We start from the raw sequence: 24,890 nt of genomic DNA, 5'->3' as shown, positions 1-24,890 counted from the left end.
AACAAAATTTCACTTACTTTGGCTGGATTGGTGGAATATTTGCCAGCGGCATCGCCCCCAGATAAAGTCGGCTGTCGATAATATCGAATTTTACCTCTACTGCATCGCCATCCGCGATCCGCTCAAGAAAGGTTTCCACCAATTTTTTCGGTGTTGCAGCGGGTAAATCAAACAATTCCAAAATCTGGCGCCAATTGGTAAAATATCCCGATACTTCACCAAGCATTTTTCCATGTTCATTAACAAGAACAGATCCTTTGGCGCTTAACGTCATATCTGCAATTGCCAAGTTTAATTTGTGCAGTTCAATACGTTCAATTGCTTGTTCATCAAATGCGCGATCTGACCAAGGTTGTGAGAGTTCAAATTCCATTGTCAGTGTCGCGGTGGAAAAATGATGGGGCAAACCGCGTTCTTTCATGCGATCCCAATCGCGTTTGGGTAAATTCAACTGTTCCGCTTGTAGTGTCGCTTCGTAAATAAACGCATTTTGATTTGGTTGCTGAAGTGTAATTCCACCATCGCGCAATACTTGCTGCCAACCAATATCATCCACCAGCATTTCAATTTTTGGGGAAAATTCGCTCGCTTTTGCTTTGGTTTGTCCCACCTTAGTAAAAAACGCATCGCGCGTTTTTGTACCGCCCAAGGTTCCATTTTGTGCGATCACAACCGTGCCGCAAACGCATAGCCCCAGAATTATCGGATAAAGCCGCATATACCATTGTCCCTTGGTCATGTTTGTCGCCAGTTTATCATTTTTAGCGCGATATATTATATCCGCAGCAGAAATACGCCGAATAGGCGTCAGATTGCCGAGAACCGAAATTCGCATGGTAAATTTGACACTATAAATCGTTAATTCTTGACCCTACGGAAATCAAAAAAAGCAACATATGGTGCAATAAATTGCAAATTATTCGATCAATTCTTGCAATGCGACGTAAACCACGTAACGTTTTCGTTATCTAACTGGAGGACTAAAAAATGGAACAAATTTTAGCACAAGCAATTGGTGGCGCTTTGGGCGGCACCGCTGGGGGCAAGGTTTCTGCTGGAAACAGCATGGGGGGTCTTGGCAACCTTATCGCGGGTGCCGCAGGTGGTATCGGTGGTGGTTCGCTACTCGGTAGTTTGATGGGCGCCGGAACATCAGCCGCAGCAAGCGGTATCGACATTGCGTCAATCGCTGGCAACTTGGTTGGCGGTGGTGTGTCAGGGATGATCGTTCAGGTTGTCGTTGGCATGATCGTCAAAAAAATGCGCGGCTAAGTTAAAACAACACGCCCGCTGGCAATGGATTTCAGATATTGCCAGCGGGTTTTTTTATGTCATTTGTCGGGCGTATTATTTCGCCAACAATCCGCGAAATCAGCTGTCTTATCCATTTATACATCATTGAATGATGGGTGCGTGATGTCCAATACATATCCACCGAAAGCGGTGCTGGAAACGGGCAATCACGTGTAACAATGCCATCTGACAAGGTTTGCGCAATGCGGTTGGGCACGGTGGATATTAGATCACTATTACGGAGCAAACTGGACAAATCTTCGGGTGTGGGTAACGAGACAATGGTATTCAGGCTTAGCCCTTTTGCCTCTAAATCAATCATATAGCGTGAACGCCAATTGCCCCCATAAATCACGGTCATATGTTTGGCGGCCACATATTCTTGTTCGCTCAGCTTTATATCCGCTAGTGGATTATTTGCATCCATGACGCAAACATAATGATCAGGTATCAATGTACGTTTAAAAAATTCCGAAGCGGTATAATTCACGGGCGACAAAAGTATATCGCATTCCCCACGGCGCAAATGTTGGTCACCTTCGGACAAGGATTGAATCATCTTTAATCGTAAAAACGGTGCCTCTTTGCGCATCGCAGCCATAAGTTTTGGTAAAATTATCGTACGCTCGTAGTAATTCGAAGAAATGGAAATCGTTGCTGTCGCCGTTTGTGGATCAAACGCACTTGGTTCAGACAAGGTTGCAAATTCATCCAGCATCCGCGCCGATGATGCTGCGATATGACGGCACCTGTCAGTTGGTGTAATTCCCCGCCCTTGGCGCACAAACAAAGGGTCATTGAATGCTTTGCGCAAGCGATCGATGGTATAGCTCACCGTTGATTGGTTCACATTCATCATCTCCGCCGCCGCCGAAAACGACCCATGATCAAAGACCATGCGCAACGTACGCAGCGCGGCAAAGTCAATTCGTAACGATTCAAGATTGCTCATTTCACCATGGTATCGATTTTTTCAATACATTCTATCGAAATAATCGGATTGTTAGATGATTAATCGCTTCATAACCTGTTTTTTATCGCGATTTGGGAGGAAATCATGAAATTCAATAAAATCACTGCAGTTGCAGTTAGCGCTATTAGTGCTCTTTGGGCGACTGGTAGCTTTGCACAGGAACATACATTTAAACTTCACCACTTGCTCAGCGAAAAGGCCCCTGCACATACGCAGATGTTGGTGCCTTGGGCAGAGAAAGTTGCCGCAAATTCTGGTGGCAAAGTTAAGATCGACATTTACCCAGCAATGTCATTGGGTGGGAAACCACCAGAATTGATCCAACAGGCACGCGATGGCGTGGTGGACATTGTGTGGACGGTAAATGGTTACACACCTGGCCTTTTCCCACGTACAGAGGTTTTTGAACTTCCAACAGTTTATACAAACGATACGGTTGCCACCAACCTTGCCATGCACGATCTGTTCGAAAGCGATCTGAAACAAGAATATAAAGGTGTCGAAGTCATGTTCTTGCATGTGCATGCTGGTCAAGGCATCCATATGGTGGATAAAGAGACACGCAAGCCAGAGGATTTTGCGGGCCTGAAAATGCGTATTCCAACACGTACAGGTGCTTGGATCATCGAGGCATTGGGCGCCGCTCCTGTTGGGATGCCCGTGCCTGCATTGCCACAAGCCTTGGCCAAAAAGGTCGTGGATGGTGCATTTATCCCTTGGGAAATTATTCCACCACTTAAAATCCAAGAACAAACCAAGTATCAAATTGAAGGTGCGGATAAGGTACGTTTTGGTACAACAACATTCCAAGTATCCATGAACGCGGATCGTTGGAACAGTTTGCCAGAAGATGTGCAAAAGGCATTCCGCGATGCATCTGACGAAGCATGGATCGCTCAGGTTGGCGATATTTGGCGTGCATCCGATGAATTTGGTATTGGCTTGGCTGTGAAAGCAGGGAACGAACACATCACCCTGACACAAGAAGAAACCGATGCGATGAACGCTGCATTGTCACCCGTTGTTGATCGCTGGGTCGAAGAGGTTTCGGCCAAAGGTATCGATGGTGCCGCACTGGTTGACGCTGCACGCGCAGCAATCGCAAAACACCAACAGTAAATGTCAGAAGCTGTAAATGAAACGACGGGGCCTATGGGCCCTGTCGCACGGTTCATCCAAGGCTGGGCCTTGGCCGGTGGCGTGGTGTTATTGCTCGTTGTATTGATGAACGCCTATTCCGTCATCGGAAGCATGTTTGGCGCACCCTTTGCTGGTGATTTTGAAATGACCCAAATGGGTGTGGCAATTGCCGCATTTGCGTTTCTGCCATATTGCCAAATCACGGGTTCACACGTTACGGCGGATATTTTCACATCGAACGCATCCCCTGTTTGGATTGCACGGTTTGAATTGCTGGCCTCCATCGTTGCGTTTGCGTTTGCCTGTTTGTTGATTTGGCGCATGTACGCAGGGATGTTGAACCAAAAAGAATATGATTACACCACGACGATTTTATTGGTGCCCCATTGGTGGGCGTTTATCCCAATATTGATGTCTTTGGCACTTTGGGTTTGTGCCAGTTTGATAACCTTGCGCAATGCCGCAAACCGCACATTGGGGCGCTAACATGGATGCATTATTGATCGGTTTCGCAGGTCTATTTGTTTTAATAGGCTTGATCGCCATTCGTATGCCAATTGCGCTCTCAATGATCTTGGTCGGCGGTATTGGTGTCACGATCCTAAATGGCCCAGCAATCTTTTTCAGCCAGTTGAAAACCTTGGCCTATGGTCAGTTTTCGATCTATGACTTGTCGGTCGTTCCGATGTTCGTGTTGATGGGGAATATCGCATCAAAGGCTGGATTATCCCGTGATTTGTTTCGCGCCGCAAATGCTTGGCTGGGCTGGGCACCGGGTGGGGTTGCCATGTCCGCGATTGCTGCTTGTGCTGGTTTTGGATCGGTCTGTGGGTCATCACTTGCGACCGCATCCACAATGGGCCAAGTCGCATTGCCCGAATTACGTCGATTGAATTATTCAGGTGCATTATCCACGGGGACTTTGGCCGCTGGTGGTGTGCTTGGCATTTTGATCCCACCATCAATTGTGCTGGTGATCTATGCGGTGATCGTCGAAGCAAATATCGTCACCATGTTCATGGCCGCAATGATCCCTGGTTTGATTGCGGTTGTTCTGTTCCTGATCACCATCCTGATCTATGTCATGATCAACCCAGAATCAGGCCCCGCTGGTGATCGGCCCGATCGCGCTGAATTCATATCCGCGACTGTAAACTTGATCCCGGTTCTGACCATTTTTGGCCTGGTGATCGGTGGCATTTATTTTGGGTATTTCAACCCAACCCCCGCCGCCGCGATCGGTGTATTCCTAGTTTGGATTTACGGCATGCTTCGCGGGTTTGTTAAAATCCCAGAACTGCGTGATGCATTGCTTGAAACTGCACGCACCACAGGCATGATTTATCTGATCCTGTTGGGTGCAGAGATGTTGAAAATCTTTATGTCACGCGGCGGCGTTCCACAGGCAATGGCCGAATGGATGGCGAATTCTGGCCTAACCCCCATGACAATAATGATCATTCTTTTGGTCGCGCTCATTGTGTTGGGCTGTTTAATGGACAGCTTATCAATGATCCTGCTTGCGATCCCGTTTTTCTGGCCGGTTTTGGTTGAAATCAATGGTGGTGATTACGTTGATGCCGCCAATGCAGGTTATGGAATGACAACGGAAGATTTGAAAATCTGGTTTGGTATTCTTGCGCTCATTGTGGTCGAACTTGGCCTGATTACACCACCCGTTGGAATGAATGTGTTTGTGATATCCGCGATGGCCAAAGACGTTCCCATGATCGAAACATTCAAAGGCGTGATGCCGTTTTTCATGGCGGAAATCGTGCGTGTGGTTTTACTGATTGCATTCCCCGCGCTCACGCTCTGGCTCCCAGCATATCTAAGCGGAGGTTAGCATATGGCACTCGCACCACTTGACGATACAATCACAATCGATGCGTTAACGCTTGACCCCTATCCAATCTATGCGCGCCTGCGCAAAGAAAGCCCCGTTTTGCGGGTTAAATCTGTTGGGCGTACATTTTTGACCAAAGCAATTGACACAAAGGCGGTAAAAGACGATCCCGAACTTTATTCAAGCAACGATCCAAACACACCAATGGAACGTGCATTTCGCGCACATACGTTGATGCGCAAAGATGGCGCAGAACACGCACGCGAACGCGGCGCAATGGCACCTGCGTTTTCTGCCCGAAATATTCGTGATGTCTGGATGCCGCTCTATGAAAAAATCGCACATGAATATGTGGATGCATTACCCAAAGGCGAAACAGTTGAATTTTTTCGCGACCTCGCCGGCCCGTTTGCAGCACAGTGTTTATCCCACTTGTTGGGCATACCCAATGCAAGCGACGATGACATGCAGCGCTGGTCACAAACCCTGATTGATGGGGCGGGCAATTTTGGTTGGCGCGATGATCTGTTTGCCAATTGCGAAACGGTGAATGATGAAATTGACGCCGAATTATTGGAAATGGATGCGTTTCATAAATCTGAACAAGGCCCATCGGCGCTATCCGTCATGCTTAACGCCGAAGACCCGCTTCCGCTGAGCCAAATTCGATCAAACATCAAAATCGCAATCGGTGGTGGGATCAACGAACCACGCGATGCATTGATGACGGTTCTTTATGGGTTGTTGTCAAATCCAGAACAACAACATGACGTCGTTAAAAATCAGCGTTGGAATGATGCATTTGAAGAGGCAATTCGTTGGGTTGCCCCGATACAGGTTAGCTCGCGTTTGGTGATGACCGATACGCAAATCCGCGGTCTTGATATCCCTAAAGGTGACACCGTGATGACGATCCAAGCATCGGCCAATCACGACGAAGATTTCGTGACTGATGGACATCTGTTCAACGTATTTCGCGACAAAAACCAGCACCAATCATTTGGCAACGGCCCACATTTTTGCCAAGGCACGCATGTGGCCCGTCGTCAAATCGGACAAGTTATGTTGCCCATTTTATTTGAACGTTTCCCGAATATGCAATTGGCAGGTGACGTTCCATTTCGCGGATTTGGATTTCGCGGGCCTATCAGCTTGCCAATAAAACTAGGTTAAGTTTTTTTCGCATCATCAACGATGTTCAAGCTCGCAACACCGCTATTGCCAAGTTCGACTGTGGCAAAGGGGCCGCCGATACATTGATGTGCCAAATCATTGGGATCAAGCGGATCAGAATTGGCATAGATTTCTTTGGCAAATTGTTCCGCATTATCCTTGGGACGGTATCCCAAAAATGTCGCCTTTGTGTTGTCCACGGGTGCACGATCATTGTTTGAAATACCATATACAACGCTGAACCCTGTCACAGGGGTGGTGATCGCGCGTTCCACCAAATGGATCAAATCGTCATATGACAACCATGTCCCAACCGCACGTGGATTGGTAACTTTGGCACAAGAGAAAATCCGCATACATACGGATTCTACCCCGCGTTTATCCCAATAAAGGCTCGCTAAATCTTCTGCGAAACATTTTGCCAAACCATAATATGTATCGGGGCGATGTGGCGCATCAATACCGATTCCATCGTTGGACTTATGCATGCCAACTGCATGAACAGAGCTGGCATAAACCACGCGGCGCACGCCATTTTGATATGCTGCTTCCCACACGTTATACGCACCCACAATATTGGATTGCAGGATGGCATCAAACGGTGCTTCGTCTCCGATTGCACCAAAATGAACCACCATATCGGCATCCGCTAACAAATCATTCATGTCCGAAAGGCTTGCCAAATCTGCACGAACATATTTTTCGCCATCATACAATTTGCCAATGTCATCAACCAAATCGCTACTGATCAATGTTTCACACATATTTGCCAGTGGTTCGCGCAGGTATGACCCCAGTCGCCCTGCTGCACCTGTTAAAACAATCTTCTTCATTTGCTTCCTCTCAATTTCGCAACAAGACACAAAATAATTTCGCGGCCATGTTTGGTTTACAACAGGAAAACCACATTTCCATTGGCTGTGAAAGCTGTTTGTTCAATTCAATGCACCCGCGCAAATCGCTGCTCTGTAGTGCAACGAAATACATGGCGGTGCAAGAATTGAACAATCATCATAATCGATTGCAATATCAAAACTTTACAATCGCAGTGCCTGATGGATATTGAGATCAAGAACCGCGCCAAAGGATTACCCGTGACCAATACAATCGAAACATCCGAAAACCAGATGGGTTTGTTTGAACGCTATTTAACCTTGTGGGTTGCACTTGCGATGGTCACTGGCATCGCGATTGGCGTAGCCTCGCCCGCGTTGGTCAATGCAATCGCATCTGCCGAAGTGGCATCCATTAATCTGGTCGTCGCGGTTTTAATCTGGGCGATGGTTTATCCAATGATGGTGAGCGTGGATTTTGGCGCCGTTTCCGGCATAGCACGCCAGCCCAAAGGTTTGTTGATAACATTGGTCGTCAATTGGTTAATCAAACCGTTTAGCATGGCCTTTCTTGCGGTACTATTTTTCGAATATGTGTTTGCCCCGTTCATTTCACCAGAAGATGCGGCACAATATACGGCTGGTTTGATATTGTTGGGCGCGGCACCCTGTACCGCAATGGTTTTTGTCTGGTCACAGTTAACCCGTGGCGACGCCACCTACACTTTGGTGCAAGTATCGGTGAATGATCTGATCATGGTGATTGCATTTGCCCCAATTGTTGCGCTGTTGTTGGGTGTTACCGATATCGTTGTCCCGTGGGGCACACTTGTTCTTGCGACAATCCTTTATGTTGTACTTCCGCTTGGGGCGGGGTTGCTCACGCGACGCTTGCTAGGATCACAACAGGCAATTGATCAATTCAGCGCAAAGATCAAGCCTTGGTCGATCATCGGATTAATTGCCACTGTTATGATCTTGTTCGGATTACAAGGTCAGGTGATTTTAAACCGACCTCTCGTCATCGCATTGATCGCGGTTCCGATTATTATTCAAAGCTATGGAATTTTTGCCATCGCATATGGCGCCGCATTCATGTTGAAAATCCCTCATCGCATCGCCGCACCCTGTGCAATGATCGGAACATCCAATTTTTTCGAACTTGCCGTTGCGGTTGCAATCAGTTTGTTCGGGCTGCACTCTGGTGCTGCCCTTGCAACTGTCGTTGGCGTTTTGGTCGAAGTGCCTGTAATGCTGTCACTTGTTGCGTTTGCAAACCGCACGCGCAATCGATTTGCAGGGCACCCCGGTTAACAATGTTTATGGCAGTTGCGACGCGGCACACCTCAATTTAATCTGACGAACCTGTCAGAATATGCGAAGCAGCAATCTGGCCATCCCAGATGATGTCAAATGCGGCGTTCAAGGACAGGTCTTGTTCACTTTGTCATGGGAAGTTGGCTCTTACACACAAATTTAAAAATCTAGATTTTCCACTGATAGCGCATTTTGCTGGATGAATTCGCGGCGTGGTTCCACCACATCACCCATCAATTTTGTAAATAGATCATCTGCGTCGGCCAAGTCTTCGACTTTTACTTGCAACAATGTGCGGGCTTCTGGGTCCAATGTGGTTTCCCACAATTGATCTGGGTTCATTTCACCCAACCCCTTGTAGCGTTGCAGGCTAAGCCCCTTTTCACCCTCTTCGAGAATGATCCGCAACAGGCCAAGTGGGCCGTGGATATCAACCGATTTATCTTTGCGGCTTAACTTTGCACGACCACCATAGATTTCCTGCAATGCATTTGTCATCCCGCCCATGCGGCGTGATTCACCTGAACGCATGCATTTACCATCCAAAGTATGGCTTTCTTCGACACCGCGTAAAATACGGCTTAGACGAATACCATGATCTTGGGTTTGGCGCCCTGCCCAACCTTTTTCATATTCAAGGCTGACTTTGTCCAAACGATTAGCAACCCCATCGGCAACGCCTTGGATATCTGCATCAATGCGGCCTTCGACGAATGCGCCTGAAATGGCGGCTTGTTCCAAAATTTCCCGATCATAATGGGTTGGGTATGCGTTCAAAATGAATTGCGCATTTCGCGCCTCATCCACCACTCGTGCCAAGTCGGCACCTGTGATAACACTTCCGTCTTCGAGCGTTAAAGAAGCACCATCAACACCCTGTTCGATCAAGAAATCGTCAAGCGCAGTTTGGTCTTTGAGGTAAACCTCTGATTTACCACGCGCCACTTTGTAAAGCGGGGGTTGCGCAATATAGAGATAACCACCATCAATCAGTTCTGGCATTTGGCGGAAAAAGAATGTGAGCAAGAGTGTGCGGATATGTGCACCGTCAACATCCGCATCTGTCATGATAACGATTTTATGATAGCGCAATTTTGTAATATCAAATTCATCACGCCCGATGCCCGTACCCATCGCCGTGATCAGGTTGGTGATTTGTTCGGACGACAGCATTTTATCAAAACGTGCACGTTCAATATTCAAAATTTTACCACGCAAAGGTAACACCGCTTGGTTTTCACGCGAACGCCCCTGTTTTGCGGAACCACCAGCAGAGTCACCCTCCACAATGAACAGTTCTGATTTTGCGGGATCGCGCTCCTGACAATCGGCCAATTTACCTGGCAATGATGTGCCACCAAACGCGGTTTTGCGCCGTGTGAGATCGCGTGCTTTACGCGCCGCTTCTCGCGCTAATGCCGCCTCGATAATTTTTGAAACGATTTCTTTGGCGTTGGCTGGGTTTTCTTCAAACCATTCGGACAGCTTTTCGTTCATCAAACTTTCAACAACTGGGCGCACCTCTGATGACACCAATTTGTCTTTGGTTTGTGAACTGAACTTTGGATCGGGAACCTTGACCGACAACACGCATGTTAAACCTTCGCGCGCATCATCACCCGTAAAGGAAACCTTTTCCTTTTTGGCGATACCAGATGACGCGGCATAGTTGTTAATTGTGCGCGTTAACGCACCACGGAATCCGGCGATATGTGTGCCGCCATCGCGTTGCGGGATGTTATTTGTGAACGGCAGAACATTTTCATGGTAGCTATCGTTCCACCACATCGCGACCTCGACCGTGATGTCATCTTTTTCGCCAACAACATAAATCGGGTCTTCGATCACTGCGGATTTGGATCGATCAAGGAAGCGTACGAATTCCTTAACGCCGCCCTCGTAATACAATTCTGTTTCCAAGGATTCACTGGGGCGTTCATCGCGCAAAATAATGCGCACACCAGAATTCAAAAACGCCAATTCACGCAAACGGTTTTCCAAGGTTTTGAATGAATATTCTCGGTTGGAAAATGTTTGGGTAGAGGCCATGAAACGCACCTCAGTTCCCGTTTCGCCGTTGGCATCACCAATCACTTCTAGATGTTTGACGGTATCGCCATGTTCAAATCGTGCGATATGTACCTTGCCATCACGCCAAATTTTTAATTCCAACCAATCAGACAGCGCATTCACAACCGAAACACCAACGCCGTGCAAACCGCCCGACACTTTGTAAGAATTGCTGTCGAATTTACCACCAGCGTGAAGCTGTGTCATGATAACTTCGGCGGCGGAAACGCCTTCTTCTTCGTGAATACCCACAGGAATTCCGCGCCCGTTATCACGGACAGAAACGCTTTCATCTTCGTGGATTGTGACAGAAACAAAATCCGCATGTTTGGCCAAGGCTTCGTCGATACCATTATCGACCACCTCATAAACCATATGGTGCAATCCAGACCCGTCATCGGTATCACCAATATACATACCTGGACGTTTGCGAACGGCCTCTAACCCCTTGAGAACCTTAATAGAATTCGCGCCATATTCTTCTGGATTTAACTGCTCTTCGGACATTTGTTTTTCCCGTCTCTATTTGCGCAAAATATAGCAGTTTCGAACAGGCTTGTCACGCAAATGACACAAGATTTTGCGTTAGGTCAACGCGATCACCACGCCGACCAATATCAATGCGATCCCTGCACCAATATTGGTGCGACTCACGGCCTCTGGTGACGCTAAAAACTTGCGAATACGATCCACAAACATGGCAAGTGTCAGATTGCCAAGCAACGGTACGACAAATGACGCGACACAGACCGCAACCATGTCCCATTTGGTGATTTGGGTGAAATCGAAAAAGCTGGGCAAGAGCGTCATGTAAAACAACATAGCCTTGGGGTTCGCAATCACGGCGGCGAGCCCGGCCAAAAACCCGGCTAAGGCACCTGGCGAGGTTAATCGCATATCAGAGCTAAGAACCTTGTTTGGCCACCGCACCAGCGCGCCACCCATTACACATAATAGTAGTGCCGCGAAATAGCGCAAAACAATCATGGCATCAGCATAGATTGATACCAGATAGGCCACGCCAAATAATGCCAAAAATGGCCAGATAACATCGCCAAGTGCGACACCAAATGCTAGTGGAACAGCGGATTTAAACCCGCCCGAAACCGATCGCGCAATCATCGCAACCCAAACGGGGCCTGGGGTGATAAACAAAACAAACAGTGCGCCCGCATAAAGCGCGAGCTGCGTTATCGTAATACTCATGCGTCGCCTATCACATCACCGTTTTCATCCAACGTCCAAAAAGGATTATGGGCAACTTCCCAAAGATGCCCATCAGGGTCAGCGTAATTACCAGAATACCCGCCCCAAAAAACCTCTGTTGGTTCGGTGACAATGATTGCGCCCGCCTTTACGGCACGTGCATATGCGGCATCAACTTCTTCACGGGATGAATAATTGGTTGCAAGCGAAATACCCCCCGTTGATCGGCCATGCACAGGCATGCACAAATCTTTGGTCAGGGCGTCACGGGAATACAATGAAAAAAACTGACCGCCCAATTTGTAAAAGGCAATTTGATCGTTGCCGCCTTCTGCTTCTTCAAAGCCAATTTTCTTGTAAAACTTCCGCGATTTTTTCAAATTTTTTACGGCCAGCGTCACCATCGATATCCGTTGCGGTGTCATTATCTTGGCCTTTCTCTAGGGTATGGGGTGAATGGCGCTGGTTGCGCCGTCATCTACCATCAGATATTTCGCCCTATTTCCCAAAGAGTCAAACAATTCCGCACCTGTGCCCGTCATCCATGCCTGTGCACCCAATGCACATATCTCGTCGTAAAGCGCAGCGCGGCGGTCCGCATCCAAATGTGCGCCCACCTCATCAAGCAGGATAATTGGTGCAGCCCCGAAATCTTGGGCTAATGCACGCGCATTGGATAATATCAAACTAACCAGCAACGCTTTTTGCTCACCAGTGGAACATTGTGCGGCGGGAACGTCTTTGGTTGCATAAATTGCGTTTAAATCATCACGATGGGGTCCGACCAATGTACGCCCCGCCTGCATATCGCGTCTGCGCCCATCCGCAAATGCATCGCGCAATTGGTCTGCTGTTTCTATAATTTCTGAATTATCTGCATTCACAAGTGTCAGTGATGCCGCGGGAAAACTGGTGGTGGCGATTGCCTGAGCCGCCGAAATTCGTGCGATGGTCTGCAATCGATTTTGTGCAATCATCGCACCGGCATCCGCCATTTGCGATTCAACCGCACCGTACCAAGATGGATCAGTGATCCCATCCTTTAACATCCGATTCCGTTCCCGCATCGAGCGTTCATAAACCAAGGTTTGTTCGCCGTGTGATGGCTCAAAGCTCATGGCAAGACGATCCAAAAACCGACGTCGCCCATCCGCACCTTCGACCCACAGCCGATCCATGACAGGTACCAGCCAAACAACCCGCGCCAATCGGCCCAATGCGATTTGTGGTGCCGCTTTTCCGTCGATCAAAACAGTTCGCGATCCATCACCCGTGAATGATGTTTCAAGTTCATGCGTATGACCAAGGCTTTCCAGTATTGCGCTGACCTTCCACCCTACAGTTTCAGGTACACGCGCAAGTTCCGCTGTTTTCGCACGGCGCAATCCACGCCCGGGCGACAACATCGAAATTGCCTCTAGGATATTTGTTTTGCCTGCGCCATTGGGGCCATAAATGGCAATCGGGCGGCCATCGGTTTCGATGACTGCCCGTTTATGCGATCGAAAATGCGAAAGCGTAAGTTGACGAACCGCAAGATGCGCCAAGCGTTAGACTCGCATCGGCATCACAACATAGACCGCGCTTTCGTCATTGCCTTCGCGCATCAAGGTCGGATCGCCACTTGAATTAAACATAAACACCGCGTTTTCGCGATCAACTTGGCCCGCGATTTCCAACAGGTATTTCGCATTGAAACCAATTTCCAAACGCTCATCACCATATGCCACCACGACTTCTTCTTCGGCGGCACCACTGTCAGGGGCGTTTACGGACAGAACCAAACGATCCTCTTCCATTGTGAGTTTCACCGCGCGTGAACGTTCGGATGACACAGTTGATACACGGTCAACAGCCTGTGCAAATTCTGCTGCATCCACTTCCATGCGGCGTGTGTTGCCCTGTGGAATAACACGGGTGTAATCGGGGAATGAACCATCGATAACTTTGGATGTCAGTGTGATTTCTGGCGTTGCAAAACGAATTTTGGTTTCAGACACAGATACGGCAATTTCCATATCGTCATCTTCCAACAATTTGCGCATCTCGCCAACAGTTTTGCGCGGTACAATCACACCTGGCAAATCGGCGGCACCATCGGGCAATGGCGCATCAATGCGCGCCAAACGGTGACCATCGGTGGCAACGCAACGCAATACTTTGCCATTATCACCATCGGATGCATGCATATACACACCGTTCAAATAATAACGGGTTTCTTCGGTCGAAATTGCAAATTTTGATTTGTCGAACAGACGACGCAACACCGCAGCAGGAGCCGCAAAATTACACGCATATTCAGATGTTGCCATCACGGGAAAATCTTCGCGGGGCAATGTTGCCAGTGAAAAGTTTGATCGCCCTGCAATCACATCAAGGCGCCCAGATGTGCCATCGTCGGATAATTCCACCATCGCACCATCTGGCAATTTGCGTACAATTTCATGCAACGTGTGCGCACCAACCGTTGTCGCACCAGCGCGTTCAACCATGCCAGAAACTTTGTCCACCACTTCGATATCTAGATCAGTCGCGCGAAATGAAATATCGTTGCCTTCAGCCTCGATCAGAACATTTGCCAAAATTGGAATAGTGTTGCGGCGTTCCACAACAGATTGTGCCTGTGACATGGCTTTCAGCAATGCGCTGCGTTCGATGCTGACTTTCATGAAAAAATCTCCTGTTTGCGTGGCTGTTTAACCTGTCGCAATTCCCCATTTGTTGCAAGTGTATTTGCATATTTTTGCGCGTGTTGCAAAGGTATCATGCAAAAGAAAACAGCGCCACAAAGTGCAGCGCCGTTATGAATTCGAAAATTGATGGAAATTAAGCCTCTAGCATTCGACGCAACAGCTCCAAATCTTCGGCGATTTGGTTGTCAACGGAACGAAGTTCTTCGATCTTTTTCACCGCATGTATAACCGTCGTGTGATCGCGCCCACCAAATCGACGCCCAATTTCAGGTAGGCTCTTGCTTGTTAGCTTTTTCGCCAAATACATCGCCATTTGACGTGGACGCGCGACCGAGCGCGCACGACGTGGGGACAACATATCGGTCATGCGGATATTGTAGTGATCCGTAACCTTGCGGATGATTTCATCAACTGTAACTTTTTTATCGGATGCACGCAGAATATCCGCCAAACATTCCGTTGCCATATCCAACGTCACCTGCCGCCCAACCAAAGATCCAAACGCGAACAAACGAATTAACGCGCCTTCCAACACACGCACATTGGATGATACGCGATGTGCGACAAATTCCAACACACCGTCGGCAATTTCCACATTCGGGTTCAACACCGCTTGTTGTTCCGCCTTTGATTGCAAAATACCCAAACGCAATTCGTAATCCGTTGGATGCAAATCCACACACAATCCCCATTGAAGCCGCGATTTAATGCGTTCTTCTAAACCTTCGATTTCACCAGGGGCGCGATCAGCGGAGAGGATGATTTGCTTGTTCTGATCAATCAATGCATTGAACGTGTGGAAAAATTCATCTTGCGTGGAATCTTTGCCAGCGATGAATTGCACATCATCAACCATCAACACATCGACGGATCGAAACATTTCTTTGAAACTAATTGTGTCTTTGAAACGCAGGGCTTGGACGAATTTATACATGAACTGTTCCGCAGAGAGGTACAAAACCTTTGCCTCTGGGTTGCGTTCCTGAATTTCCCAAGCAATTGCGTGCATCAAATGGGTTTTACCCAAGCCAACCCCACCATAAAGGAACAATGGGTTAAAGCTCACTGGGCCACCTTCGGCGACACGACGTGCGGCGGCGTGGGCCAGTTCATTTGGTTTACCCACAACAAAGGTTTCAAACGTACAACGCGAATCAAGTTTGGCGCCAGGTAAACCGGTTTTGTTGCGGCTTATCGATGGGATTTGGGTTTTTGTGACAACTGGTGTCGCATTATTTTCTGCAACGGTGCGATTGATGGCACCGGTTTTGAACTCCAACCGATCAACGGCCAATCCTTCGCCTGCAAACAACGCAACAATGCGATCACCGTAATTACGTGCAACCCAATTGCCAATAAACGCTGTTGGCGCCTGCAAAACAGCAACGCGTGCATCCGTTGACACAAGCGTAAGCGGCTTTATCCAATTCGTATAAGCATCCTGCCCAAACTCTTGGTTGAGTTTGGTTTGGATCTTTCCCCAAATGTCAGTTCCCATATTACCCCAAATTTCTGTCAGACCCTAGGATTGGCGCCAGTCCAACCCCCGTGCTTTCCAGCCGTTCATATTTCCTCGATGCCCATCGGAATCAAGATCACCCTCAAATCCTTCGGCCACATTGATACATTGTGTTGTTTGTCCTTGTGTTGCGAAAATTTCGCTCATCAGATTGGCAGCCGCCATTGAACGGGCACCTGAACGACACAAGAAATATATCTTGGACGGCGCAGCGCCATCCAGTTTTTCCAACAACTCCGATGCGAACGCTTCGTTTGTGTTCATCATCGGATATTCTTTCCATTCGATAAGGAATGGTTGGCGATTCAATTCGGATAAATCAGGAATTCCGACAAAGCCCCATTCGGCACGTGTTCGCACGTCAACCAATACGGCAGTATCGTCATTTTGAAGTCCATTCCATGTTTCAGCTGGGTCAACATTTTCAATATTTGCCATTTTTTTAAATGCTCCCTCGCTAAGCTTGAAATTGAATCACTCAGCGAAACTAGCCTTGAACCAAAACACATTTCAACGACTCTTATCTGTTGACAGTGCAAAGAATCGGAACTGTGTTGAAAAGGCATAATTAATTGAATTTTAAGGAAATTTTAATTTGCACACGGCTTACGCAGCGACGCTCGACGAGGGTCACTTGCATGTGTAAAATTTTCATTGGGGCCATATTAACAGGCGGTAAATATGACGAGTACCGCAACCTAGACCATCGAGACTGAGTCGGGCAACGGGTCCAAAAACGGAACATTCACAAAACTGTCATAAAAAAAACGAGACCCAAAGGTCTCGTTCCAAATTCTATCGTGTCAATCAACTACATGACGTAGTTGGGATCGGTTGCTTATGCACCCAAACCTTTTACACGTGCAGACAAACGCGAAATTTTACGCGATGCTGTGTTCTTGTGCATCACACCTTTGGTCACGCCACGCATGATTTCTGGTTGTGCTGCTTTCAAAGCTTCCTGAGCAACCTTTTGGTCACCGCCAGTGATCGCCTCTTCGACTTTACGCAAAAACGTGCGAATGCGCGAACGACGTGCTTTGTTTACTTCGGTGCGACGCTCTGCTTGGCGTGCGCGTTTTTTTGATTGTGCCGTGTTGGCCATGTGAATTTCCTGATCTTGTCGGATTACGAAAGATGAAGCGGCCTTCTAGGCGCGAAAAGAAACAGAGTCAACTCTCCAATGACTCTTTTTTATTGAATGGCCTAGCTTTGGCATTTTGGACAGTAAAAACTAGATCGCCCTGACTGTACAATACGTTTAATACTATGGCCACAGCCATCATTCTGGCACGGTTCACCTTCGCGCCCATAAACCGCAAAGGAATGTTGAAAATAACCAAGCTCTCCATTGGTTTGGCGGTGATCTTGTAAACTGGAACCACCAGCGGCAATCGCTTCGCTCAGAACATCACGAATCGCGGGCACCAAGCTTTCCACACGTTTCTTTGATAGCGTCCCCGCTTTGCGCATTGGCGCGATGCCCGTGCGCCACAATGTTTCACACACATATATATTGCCAAGCCCTGCAACAATGTTTTGATCTAACAATGCCGTTTTGATCGGTGTGTTTTTGGATTTCAAACGTGCGGCCAGATAATCACCGTCAAAATGATTCCCCAATGGTTCGGGGCCAATGCTGGCCAACAGTTTGTGATTCTCGGCGGTTTTTGTATCCAACAAATCCATCGCACCAAATCGACGGGCATCATTAAATGTAATGCGTGTGCCATCATCCATATCCAAAACCACATGATCGTGTTTTGCGGGCGCAGGATGCAAATGGTGAAAATCTCCCAATATATCGCCCGCCACACCATCAAGTGGTGCAATGGTCATGCGTCCTGACATACCCAGATGAATCAGCAGTGTTTCCCCACTGTCCAAATCGCACAGGATATATTTTGAACGTCGGCGCAATCGTTCCACACGTTTTCCCGTTAAACGCGCGGCCATGTTTTCGGGAAATGCCCAGCGCAAATTGGGACGGCGAATATCAGCGCGCGCAATTACACGCCCCACCATTGCTGGTTCCAATCCACGGCGCACGGTTTCGACTTCTGGTAATTCGGGCACTGTTTTTCCTTGGGCTGAGGTGACGCATGTTTATCTTATGAAACGCATTATATAAAGACGACACAGACGATAAGAGAAAGTTCATTATGACAGCCTCAAAAAACACAACGCATTTTGGTTTCAAAACTGTGGATGAATCCGAAAAGGCCGGCATGGTGCATGGCGTGTTTTCAAATGTCGCATCAAAATATGATGTGATGAACGATGCAATGTCACTGGGCATTCATCGTCTTTGGAAAAATGCGATGATGGATTGGCTGGCCCCACGGAATGGACAAAAACTGTTGGATGTTGCCGGCGGTACAGGCGATATTTCGTTTCGGTTCCTAAAACGTGCACCCAACGCACATGCCACCGTTTTTGATATGACCCAAGGCATGTTGGACGCTGGCCGCACCCGTGCCGAGGCCGCCGATATGGCCGATCGTCTGGATTGGGTTTGTGGTGATGCGATGGATTTGCCGTTCGATGACAATACATTCGATGTATACACAATCAGCTTTGGCATTCGCAACGTCACCCGCCCACAAGAGGCAATTAACGAGGCTTATCGTGTTCTTAAACCTGGTGGGCGCTTAATGGTGCTGGAATTTAGCCAAATCCCAAATCCTGCAATGCAATGGGCCTATGATCGTTATTCGTTTAATATCATCCCCCCGATGGGTAAAATCATTGCCAATGATGCGGACAGCTATCAATATTTGGTTGAAAGCATTCGTCAATTTCCCGACCAAGATACATTTTTACAAATGATCCGTGATGGTGGGTTTGAAAATGCAAAATATCGAAATCTATCGTTGGGCATTGCCTGTTTGCATTCTGGGTGGAAAATTTAAATGCGCGGCCCGCATAATATTTGGCGCCTGATCCGCACAGGTGCTACGTTTGAACGTACTGGTGCGATGAAAATCGTGTTGGAAAAACTCGATGTACCGCCAAGTGTTCGTATTGCTGCACGGGTACTTGGCTGGCCGTTCAAACCATTGGGTTTGCGTGGCGATCCAAGCCAACCCCCGATGCTGCGTGCCATTACGGCACTTGGCCCTGCATACATCAAATTTGGGCAATTGATGTCCACCCGCCCAGATGTGGTGGGTATTGAAATGGCCGACGAGCTAAAAGTGTTACAAGACAGCTTGCCACCCTTTGCTCAATCTGCGGCAATTGCTGAAATCGAACACGAACTTGGTTCAAAGTTGGGCGATATATACACCAGCTTTTCCGAACCAATTGCCGCGGCTTCCATTGCTCAGGTGCATGACGCCGTTTTAGCAACCAGCGGTCAACGCGTCGCGGTCAAGGTGTTGCGCCCCGATGTGGAACGCGCGTTTCGCCGCGATATAGATGCATTTTATTTCGGTGCTGGCATGGTTGAATTGCTCTCTCCTGCTTCGCGCCGCCTACGCCCCAAGGCCGTGATCGAACATTTTGATTCCGTGGTCGAAGGTGAACTTGATTTGCGCATGGAGGCATCGGCCGCCGCCGAATTTTCCGCCAATACCGAAAATGACGATGGCTTTCATGTACCATCTGTCAATTGGGATCAATCTGGGCGCACTGTAATGACCCTTGATTGGGCTGATGGGATATCCGTTGGCAATCTGCCAGCGATGCAAGCATCCGGTGTTGATCTCAAAGAATTCGGCGCGCGCATCATCCAAATGTTTTTGCGCCATGCGCTACGCGATGGTTTTTTTCATGCAGACATGCATCAAGGGAATCTGAAACTTGCCCCCAATGGTGATCTGATCGCGCTTGATTTTGGCATCATGGGGCGCATTGATGAATATACTCGCCGCGTTTACGCAGAAATCCTAATGGGTTTCATTCGCAAGGATTACAAACGCGTCGCCGAAGTCCATTTCGAAGCAGGATATGTTCCCGCAGACCAAGACGTGGATGCATTTGCGCAAGCCTTGCGTTCTGTTGGTGAACCCATATTTGGCCAAGGTGCGGAACAGATTTCTATGGCGAAACTGTTATCGCACCTATTTGATGTCACAGAACGTTTTGGTATGGAAACGCGCACCGAATTGATTTTGCTGCAACGCACGATGGTGGTTGTCGAAGGCGTGGCACGATCGTTGGATCCAGACCTCAATATCTGGACAGTTGCCCGCCCCGAGGTGGAAAACTATATCAAGGATCACCTCGGCCCACGCGCAATGGCGAAAGACTTCGCAAAAACTGCACGGGTTCTGTCTCGTTTTGGCCCGCGCCTTCCTGAGATTGTAGAAGACATCTTAATGCGCAACACTCAATCCGATCCAAAACCAGTAAAGCCAAGCAAAAGATCGCAATTGTCTTTGTTCTTGGCAGGTGGTGCATCAGCGGTGCTTGCGGCGTGGGTTTTACATCAATTCTAACGCAGCCAATTCCGCAGTTGCCGCATCCCCATAACCCTCATCGCCACATTGCGCACGCCATGTGCAATACGCAGCCATGCGCCAGTGATACAGCGGTGATAGGTGATGATATCGCGCAACCTGCGTATCACTGAACCCCGCCAAGAATGCCGTCTGTTCTTCAATGCTCAGCGCATGTTCACCATAAATATGATGCATCGCAGGTGACAAAAACATGGCCATATCCACAATGGGATCACCCAACGCCGGACATTGCCAATCAATCAGGCATAATCCATTTTTCCCCTCGATCAAATTTCCCGGAACAACATCCGTGTGAATGAAACACACCGGCACATTTTCAACAGCGTGAATGTGGGGTTGTTTAGCGATCAATCCACTTGCCGTGGCTTTGTCCAGCCGTTCCAAAATGCCAAATGTTTGCGCAACAATGGCATCCACATCCCCTGCGATTTGGCGCAAACCGTTTGGTGGTTTCACTTTGTGAATGCGTCCCAACAATTGCGCGACATGCTGTGCATCACGTGCCCATATGTCACCTTTGACATAGTGGTACAACAACACCTGTCCCAGTGGTGTTTCAACAAACCCAAACGGGCGCGGCGCAACGCCAAGCCCATCCAGATGCTGTAAACACGCAAATTCCGCCACTGGAGAATTGGCGAACAATGGATTGTCCTGAGTATGATCATACAATTTACAAACCAGTTCACACCCCGCCCCGCGCAAATGCCAGACATGATTGGTGCGCCCACCCGATTGTACCCGCCATTCCATACCCGCGTTGATTACACCTTGCTGGGTTAAAAACTTGTCCAAAATTTCAACGGCATTTTCCATGCCTCGCTTGTAAAAGCGTTCCACGCCAACGACAAGCGGGTTGCAAAATTGTTTTGGTTATGGCTTTTGCACGGCATGGCCCCGTGGCTCAACTGGATAGAGCAGCCCCCTCCTAAGGGGCAGGTTGCAGGTTCGAATCCTGCCGGGGTCACCAAGGATAGTTTTTTAAAATCAGAAGATTGGTAACCTTGTTGGATTTTGGATCAGCTTTTAAGCGTCATGAAATAGTCAAATATTTCGGGCACGTTTCCATCACCCATCCCCGCATCGACAGCCGCTTGAAGATTGCGCGAAGTGCCTTCGGCGATCTCTGCACGTGTGTCCAATCCCTCTGCCATTTTAAGGAAATAACCCAAATCTTTGTTTGCGTTATTGATTGAAAAACCCAGATCACTAACCCCATCAACGGCGTAATTTTTGCAAAAACCCATAAACGGTGAATTGGACGGACCTGTTGACATGATCTCATAAAGTTGTGCGCGATCCACACCGGCACGATCGGCAACGGCAAAGGCTTGGCTCATCGTGCAAACGGATGTCATGCCCATGAAATTATTAATTAATTTTGTCACATGTCCCGCCCCAAGCGCACCGAGATAAAAAACGTTTTCACCTTGTTGGCCCAATACTGGCTTCACCTTATCAAAATGAACCTTGTCACCTGCGGCCATGATATTGAGCAATCCATCCTTGGCGTGTGCAGGTGTCCGACCCAATGGCGCATCAACCATACCAGCACCTTTTGTGGCAAGGTCTGCACCGATCTTGCGGGTTGAGGCTGGGATAGATGTTCCAAAATCGACCAGCACTGCGCCCTCTTTTATGCCTGCAAGAATGCCGTCTTCGCCATAAACGATTTTTTCGACCACTTCTGATGTGGTGAGGCAGAGCATCACAATATCACTGGCCTGTGCCAATTCCTTGGGCGATGTCGCCGATTTGGCATTCCCTCGCGCCAAAACGGCATCAACCGCATCAGTGTTCAGATCCATCACGACAAGCTCAAACCCCCGTGTCTGAAGGTTTTCCACCATGTTACCGCCCATAAGGCCGAGGCCAATGAAACCGATTACGGGTTTGGTCATGATATATGCTCCTTTTTGATCTTCGAAAACGGTATTCAACTATTTAATCTTTGTGCTTTGGCGCAAAGACGGCCTAGTGTACCTTCGACCTAAGTCATATCGTTCTCTGCGTTATTGTTAACTGTTTGCAAGTTTCTTCATCACGACCTTGAACGTATGTTCATCGGAATCAGTAAAATACAGATCGGCGTCATAGCCTTGGTCATCCATAAAGTTGAATACCCGCTTTGGCGCATCAAGCCGATAAGGCACAAGCAATGTCGCGATCCTGTGGCGCGTGTTGGCCGGATAGTGAGCCGTTAGACAAGTGCTGACAGGAAGACCTTCGAAGTCTGATTTATCAACTCCGGGAAAGCCGGTCTCTTGTGTGATTTCGGGCTTACCGCCCTCGGACCAGACCACCTGACCATAAAAACCTGCCTTTTCGCCCGTGTTGCGGAATGACGATTTACCAAGGTTGTAGGGATTATTGGCATGCAAAAGCCAATCAACAGTGACAGGCGTTTCTGCGTCCACCTTGTCGATGATAACGAAATAGGAATTGCGCACGAAATAAACCTCTCGCACAGCGCTGGTCACTTCTGGAGACAAGCTCTGATAAGCAGGTGTTGCATCGCCACAGATATAGATGTGATCGTCACGTTGTTCGGCGGCAATTATACGACCATTGGCAGCCAATGCCTTGGCTTTGTCTTTCTCTGCGTATTGGCCTTTACCATTGATCAGGATTGCATTTTTCGAACGAGTCTGGCGGCGCCAGTTCCGGTGCATGCTGGAATTAAAAGCGACGTAGTGACCCGACTGGATCGCCAAATCTTCGCCGTATGCGGCCAAACAAAATGCATTTTGATCGCCGTGGCTGTGGCTGATGGAACCAAAGCGAGAGGATTTAAACACGAATTGAATATGCTCGTTCGGATCGGCCATGGCATGCTGGATACCAACCCATCCAACACCTTTGAAATGGCGAAAACCACTTGCGGGTGGTGTTGCTTCTACCGATGGCCAGTCCGTGCGGAACGCCAATTCGTCAAAACGTGTGTCCCACCATCCCCAATTGTAAAAATCACCTTCGGTTCCAGGATTCTGGCGATGACTTTCATCGCAATACCACTGATAGGCGCCATTGCCCGTAACACCTCCAAATTGGCGAAGGTTCATGCCAATTTTGATACAAGTCAGATCGCCCATTGTGCTGTCGTCACCAAATGTTGCGCGACGCGTATTGGGAGCCTTGGTGAAAAGCGGGAAATCGGCAGTGTTTTGGAAAAAAGGCCGATCATAAACGTTAAGACCCGTATAGGATTTCAACCAATTGGCAGCATCCAAAAGATACGAAATCCCTGTCATCCAATAATGCGGCCCTTCGGCCCAGCCGCCTTGAGCATCGCCCCACGGGGAATACACCGTATAAAGAAACTCGATTGAATAGTTCAACCAATCCCGCGCCTGTCCGGTTTCATCTTCGTGCAGGAGCGCAATGCACGCTGGAATAATGCAAGACGACACGGATCGTACCGCGTGGCTGTCATATGGAAAGAGGTGAATTTTCGCATTCAGTATGGCGTGTTCGGCAATATCACGGGTACGTTCCAATAACGCGTCATGAACAATTTTGCGCTCGTCCTCTGAAAGATCATCATAAAGCCAGTCATAACCCCAAGCCAGTGCATTACAAACACGATACGCCCATTCATCTGTGTATGCGCGCGATGTAACACCCATTGGTTCCCAGCTTGCCGCCTCAAGAAGCCATTCCTTGGCACGGGCGGTCATCGCTGCATCATCCGTAACTTTGCCACCGATGGCCAAATGACGGATCGCATACCAAACCTCTTGCAAGTCGATATAGGTTTGGCGCCAAATTGGCGCTGTTCGTTGATGATTGGGATAGCCAGCCGGCTCGCGAATAATTTCACGATCCATCCAAGGTAGAACAGATTTTTCGTAAAAGGTTGACCAAGTGCAATGATCTGGATCGGCTTTGACGGCTTTCTTAAAATCGCCCAACCGATCAGATGTCAACCACAGGCGGGGGTGATCTGTTGCTACCTTTGCAAACCGCGCATCACGTGATGGCAACGGTGTTTCTGCAAGCCCATCTGCAATGGTAAAGCTGCGAGTGCTGCTCCAATTGCTTGACGGTGCGCAATTATCTGCATCCCACGTGGTATAGGACCAATGGTAGTTGCCAGCATCCAAAACTTCGTCAGGCGTAAAGAAATTTAATGTCAGGTTTTCATAGACTCGCGTTTTCCCCTTGGGGAATTTGGGGGCGGATGAAAGACGCAGCACATAGCGGGCGTCATCGTCAACTTCGGGGATCCACGTAAAACGCGGCGGGTTTTCCACAACGTCAGTCTCTGAAGAGGGGCTGTATTGAATTGTCAAACGCCCGGCCTTGGTTTCATCGAGCTTTGGAAGCGTGGTTGCCGACATCGGTCAGTATTCCTGCGTGAC

Annotated in this window: 23 protein-coding genes and 1 tRNA gene; 9 read left to right on the top strand and 15 right to left on the bottom strand. The window is 48.4% G+C overall.

Annotated elements, in window-relative coordinates; translation table 11 throughout:
- Positions 1–13: 13 nt before the first annotated feature.
- Positions 14–739, bottom strand: a complete 726-nt coding sequence (locus BFP76_RS13220) for a DUF2125 domain-containing protein (RefSeq protein WP_165775721.1) — start codon at positions 737–739, stop codon at positions 14–16.
- A 248-nt stretch (positions 740–987) separates the two neighbouring features.
- On the opposite strand from BFP76_RS13220, the gene BFP76_RS13215 reads away from it, so the two are divergent.
- The gene (locus tag BFP76_RS13215; RefSeq protein WP_099594420.1) at positions 988–1,272 is read left to right on the top strand and encodes a hypothetical protein; all 285 of its coding nucleotides are present in this window, start codon (positions 988–990) and stop codon (positions 1,270–1,272) included.
- A 31-nt stretch (positions 1,273–1,303) separates the two neighbouring features.
- Here BFP76_RS13215 and BFP76_RS13210 read toward each other — a convergent pair whose 3' ends face one another.
- Positions 1,304–2,245 (bottom strand): LysR family transcriptional regulator, encoded by a 942-nt coding sequence (locus BFP76_RS13210; protein WP_099594419.1) that lies wholly within the window; start codon positions 2,243–2,245, stop codon positions 1,304–1,306.
- 105 nt (positions 2,246–2,350) lie between these two features.
- Here BFP76_RS13210 and BFP76_RS13205 point away from each other — a divergent pair, with 105 nt between their 5' ends.
- The 4 genes from BFP76_RS13205 to BFP76_RS13190 are packed head-to-tail and all read left to right on the top strand — an operon-like array spanning position 2,351 to position 6,425.
- The gene (locus BFP76_RS13205; protein WP_099594418.1) at positions 2,351–3,385 is read left to right on the top strand and encodes a TRAP transporter substrate-binding protein; all 1,035 of its coding nucleotides are present in this window, start codon (positions 2,351–2,353) and stop codon (positions 3,383–3,385) included.
- Positions 3,386–3,892, top strand: coding sequence for a TRAP transporter small permease (locus tag BFP76_RS13200; protein WP_099594417.1), 507 nt, complete (start codon positions 3,386–3,388; stop codon positions 3,890–3,892). It begins immediately after the preceding gene.
- A 1-nt stretch (position 3,893) separates the two neighbouring features.
- The gene (locus tag BFP76_RS13195; RefSeq protein WP_099594416.1) at positions 3,894–5,252 is read left to right on the top strand and encodes a TRAP transporter large permease; all 1,359 of its coding nucleotides are present in this window, start codon (positions 3,894–3,896) and stop codon (positions 5,250–5,252) included.
- Positions 5,253–5,255: 3 nt separating this feature from the next.
- Positions 5,256–6,425: a cytochrome P450 gene (locus BFP76_RS13190; RefSeq protein ID WP_099594415.1), complete on the top strand. Its 1,170-nt coding sequence runs from the start codon at positions 5,256–5,258 to the stop codon at positions 6,423–6,425.
- On the opposite strand, the gene BFP76_RS13185 is transcribed toward BFP76_RS13190, so the two are convergent.
- Positions 6,422–7,258 carry an NAD-dependent epimerase/dehydratase family protein gene (locus BFP76_RS13185; protein WP_099594414.1) on the bottom strand — a complete coding sequence of 279 codons (837 nt, stop codon included), beginning with the start codon at positions 7,256–7,258 and terminating at the stop codon, positions 6,422–6,424. The two genes, BFP76_RS13190 and BFP76_RS13185, sit on opposite strands and share 4 nt — an antisense overlap.
- Before the next feature lie 294 nt (positions 7,259–7,552).
- Between BFP76_RS13185 and arsB the strand changes: the two genes are divergently transcribed.
- The gene (arsB, locus tag BFP76_RS13175; RefSeq protein ID WP_099594578.1) at positions 7,553–8,572 is read left to right on the top strand and encodes an ACR3 family arsenite efflux transporter; all 1,020 of its coding nucleotides are present in this window, start codon (positions 7,553–7,555) and stop codon (positions 8,570–8,572) included.
- 162 nt (positions 8,573–8,734) lie between these two features.
- Here the strand turns inward: arsB and gyrB are convergent, their stop codons facing one another.
- From gyrB to mutM, 9 genes are all read right to left on the bottom strand, one after another.
- Positions 8,735–11,152 carry a DNA topoisomerase (ATP-hydrolyzing) subunit B gene (gene gyrB / locus BFP76_RS13170; protein ID WP_099594412.1) on the bottom strand — a complete coding sequence of 806 codons (2,418 nt, stop codon included), beginning with the start codon at positions 11,150–11,152 and terminating at the stop codon, positions 8,735–8,737.
- A 78-nt stretch (positions 11,153–11,230) separates the two neighbouring features.
- Positions 11,231–11,851 (bottom strand): LysE family translocator, encoded by a 621-nt coding sequence (locus BFP76_RS13165; protein ID WP_099594411.1) that lies wholly within the window; start codon positions 11,849–11,851, stop codon positions 11,231–11,233.
- Positions 11,848–12,276 (bottom strand): VOC family protein, encoded by a 429-nt coding sequence (locus BFP76_RS13160; protein WP_099594410.1) that lies wholly within the window; start codon positions 12,274–12,276, stop codon positions 11,848–11,850. Before BFP76_RS13160 ends, BFP76_RS13165 begins: the two co-directional genes overlap by 4 nt.
- Before the next feature lie 15 nt (positions 12,277–12,291).
- Complete coding sequence (gene recF, locus BFP76_RS13155; protein WP_099594409.1) at positions 12,292–13,398, bottom strand: DNA replication/repair protein RecF; 1,107 nt, start codon at positions 13,396–13,398, stop codon at positions 12,292–12,294.
- 3 nt (positions 13,399–13,401) lie between these two features.
- Positions 13,402–14,520, bottom strand: a complete 1,119-nt coding sequence (dnaN, locus tag BFP76_RS13150) for a DNA polymerase III subunit beta (RefSeq protein ID WP_099594408.1) — start codon at positions 14,518–14,520, stop codon at positions 13,402–13,404.
- 157 nt (positions 14,521–14,677) lie between these two features.
- Positions 14,678–16,042, bottom strand: a complete 1,365-nt coding sequence (gene dnaA, locus BFP76_RS13145; RefSeq protein WP_099594407.1) for a chromosomal replication initiator protein DnaA — start codon at positions 16,040–16,042, stop codon at positions 14,678–14,680.
- A 24-nt stretch (positions 16,043–16,066) separates the two neighbouring features.
- Complete coding sequence (locus BFP76_RS13140; protein WP_099594406.1) at positions 16,067–16,501, bottom strand: rhodanese-like domain-containing protein; 435 nt, start codon at positions 16,499–16,501, stop codon at positions 16,067–16,069.
- A 400-nt stretch (positions 16,502–16,901) separates the two neighbouring features.
- Positions 16,902–17,168, bottom strand: a complete 267-nt coding sequence (gene rpsT, locus BFP76_RS13135; RefSeq protein ID WP_099594405.1) for a 30S ribosomal protein S20 — start codon at positions 17,166–17,168, stop codon at positions 16,902–16,904.
- Between the two features lie 101 nt (positions 17,169–17,269).
- Positions 17,270–18,139, bottom strand: a complete 870-nt coding sequence (gene mutM, locus BFP76_RS13130) for a bifunctional DNA-formamidopyrimidine glycosylase/DNA-(apurinic or apyrimidinic site) lyase (protein ID WP_099594404.1) — start codon at positions 18,137–18,139, stop codon at positions 17,270–17,272.
- Between the two features lie 86 nt (positions 18,140–18,225).
- On the opposite strand from mutM, the gene ubiE reads away from it, so the two are divergent.
- Both ubiE and ubiB read left to right on the top strand, forming a co-directional pair.
- The gene (ubiE, locus tag BFP76_RS13125) at positions 18,226–18,975 is read left to right on the top strand and encodes a bifunctional demethylmenaquinone methyltransferase/2-methoxy-6-polyprenyl-1,4-benzoquinol methylase UbiE (RefSeq protein ID WP_099594403.1); all 750 of its coding nucleotides are present in this window, start codon (positions 18,226–18,228) and stop codon (positions 18,973–18,975) included.
- Positions 18,976–20,505: a 2-polyprenylphenol 6-hydroxylase gene (gene ubiB, locus BFP76_RS13120; protein ID WP_099594402.1), complete on the top strand. Its 1,530-nt coding sequence runs from the start codon at positions 18,976–18,978 to the stop codon at positions 20,503–20,505. It begins immediately after the preceding gene.
- On the opposite strand, the gene BFP76_RS13115 is transcribed toward ubiB, so the two are convergent.
- On the bottom strand, positions 20,491–21,345 hold the full coding sequence (locus BFP76_RS13115) for an aminoglycoside phosphotransferase family protein (protein WP_099594401.1): 855 nt from the start codon (positions 21,343–21,345) through the stop codon (positions 20,491–20,493). The two genes, ubiB and BFP76_RS13115, sit on opposite strands and share 15 nt — an antisense overlap.
- A gap of 77 nt (positions 21,346–21,422) precedes the next feature.
- Here BFP76_RS13115 and BFP76_RS13110 point away from each other — a divergent pair.
- Positions 21,423–21,499 (top strand) — tRNA-Arg (locus tag BFP76_RS13110).
- A 49-nt stretch (positions 21,500–21,548) separates the two neighbouring features.
- Here BFP76_RS13110 and BFP76_RS13105 read toward each other — a convergent pair.
- Both BFP76_RS13105 and BFP76_RS13100 read right to left on the bottom strand, forming a co-directional pair.
- Positions 21,549–22,430, bottom strand: coding sequence for an NAD(P)-dependent oxidoreductase (locus BFP76_RS13105; protein ID WP_099594577.1), 882 nt, complete (start codon positions 22,428–22,430; stop codon positions 21,549–21,551).
- Positions 22,431–22,547: 117 nt separating this feature from the next.
- Positions 22,548–24,869 carry a DUF4962 domain-containing protein gene (locus tag BFP76_RS13100; protein WP_099594400.1) on the bottom strand — a complete coding sequence of 774 codons (2,322 nt, stop codon included), beginning with the start codon at positions 24,867–24,869 and terminating at the stop codon, positions 22,548–22,550.
- Positions 24,870–24,890: the final 21 nt, after the last annotated feature.

Origin of the sequence: Paramylibacter kogurei (assembly GCF_002742285.1) — a bacterium.
In the GTDB taxonomy this organism is placed as follows: Bacteria; Pseudomonadota; Alphaproteobacteria; order Rhodobacterales; family Rhodobacteraceae; genus Amylibacter; species Amylibacter kogurei.
The sequence above is the reverse complement of the archived record's forward strand: the minus strand, read 5'-3'. Positions and strand labels throughout refer to the sequence as shown.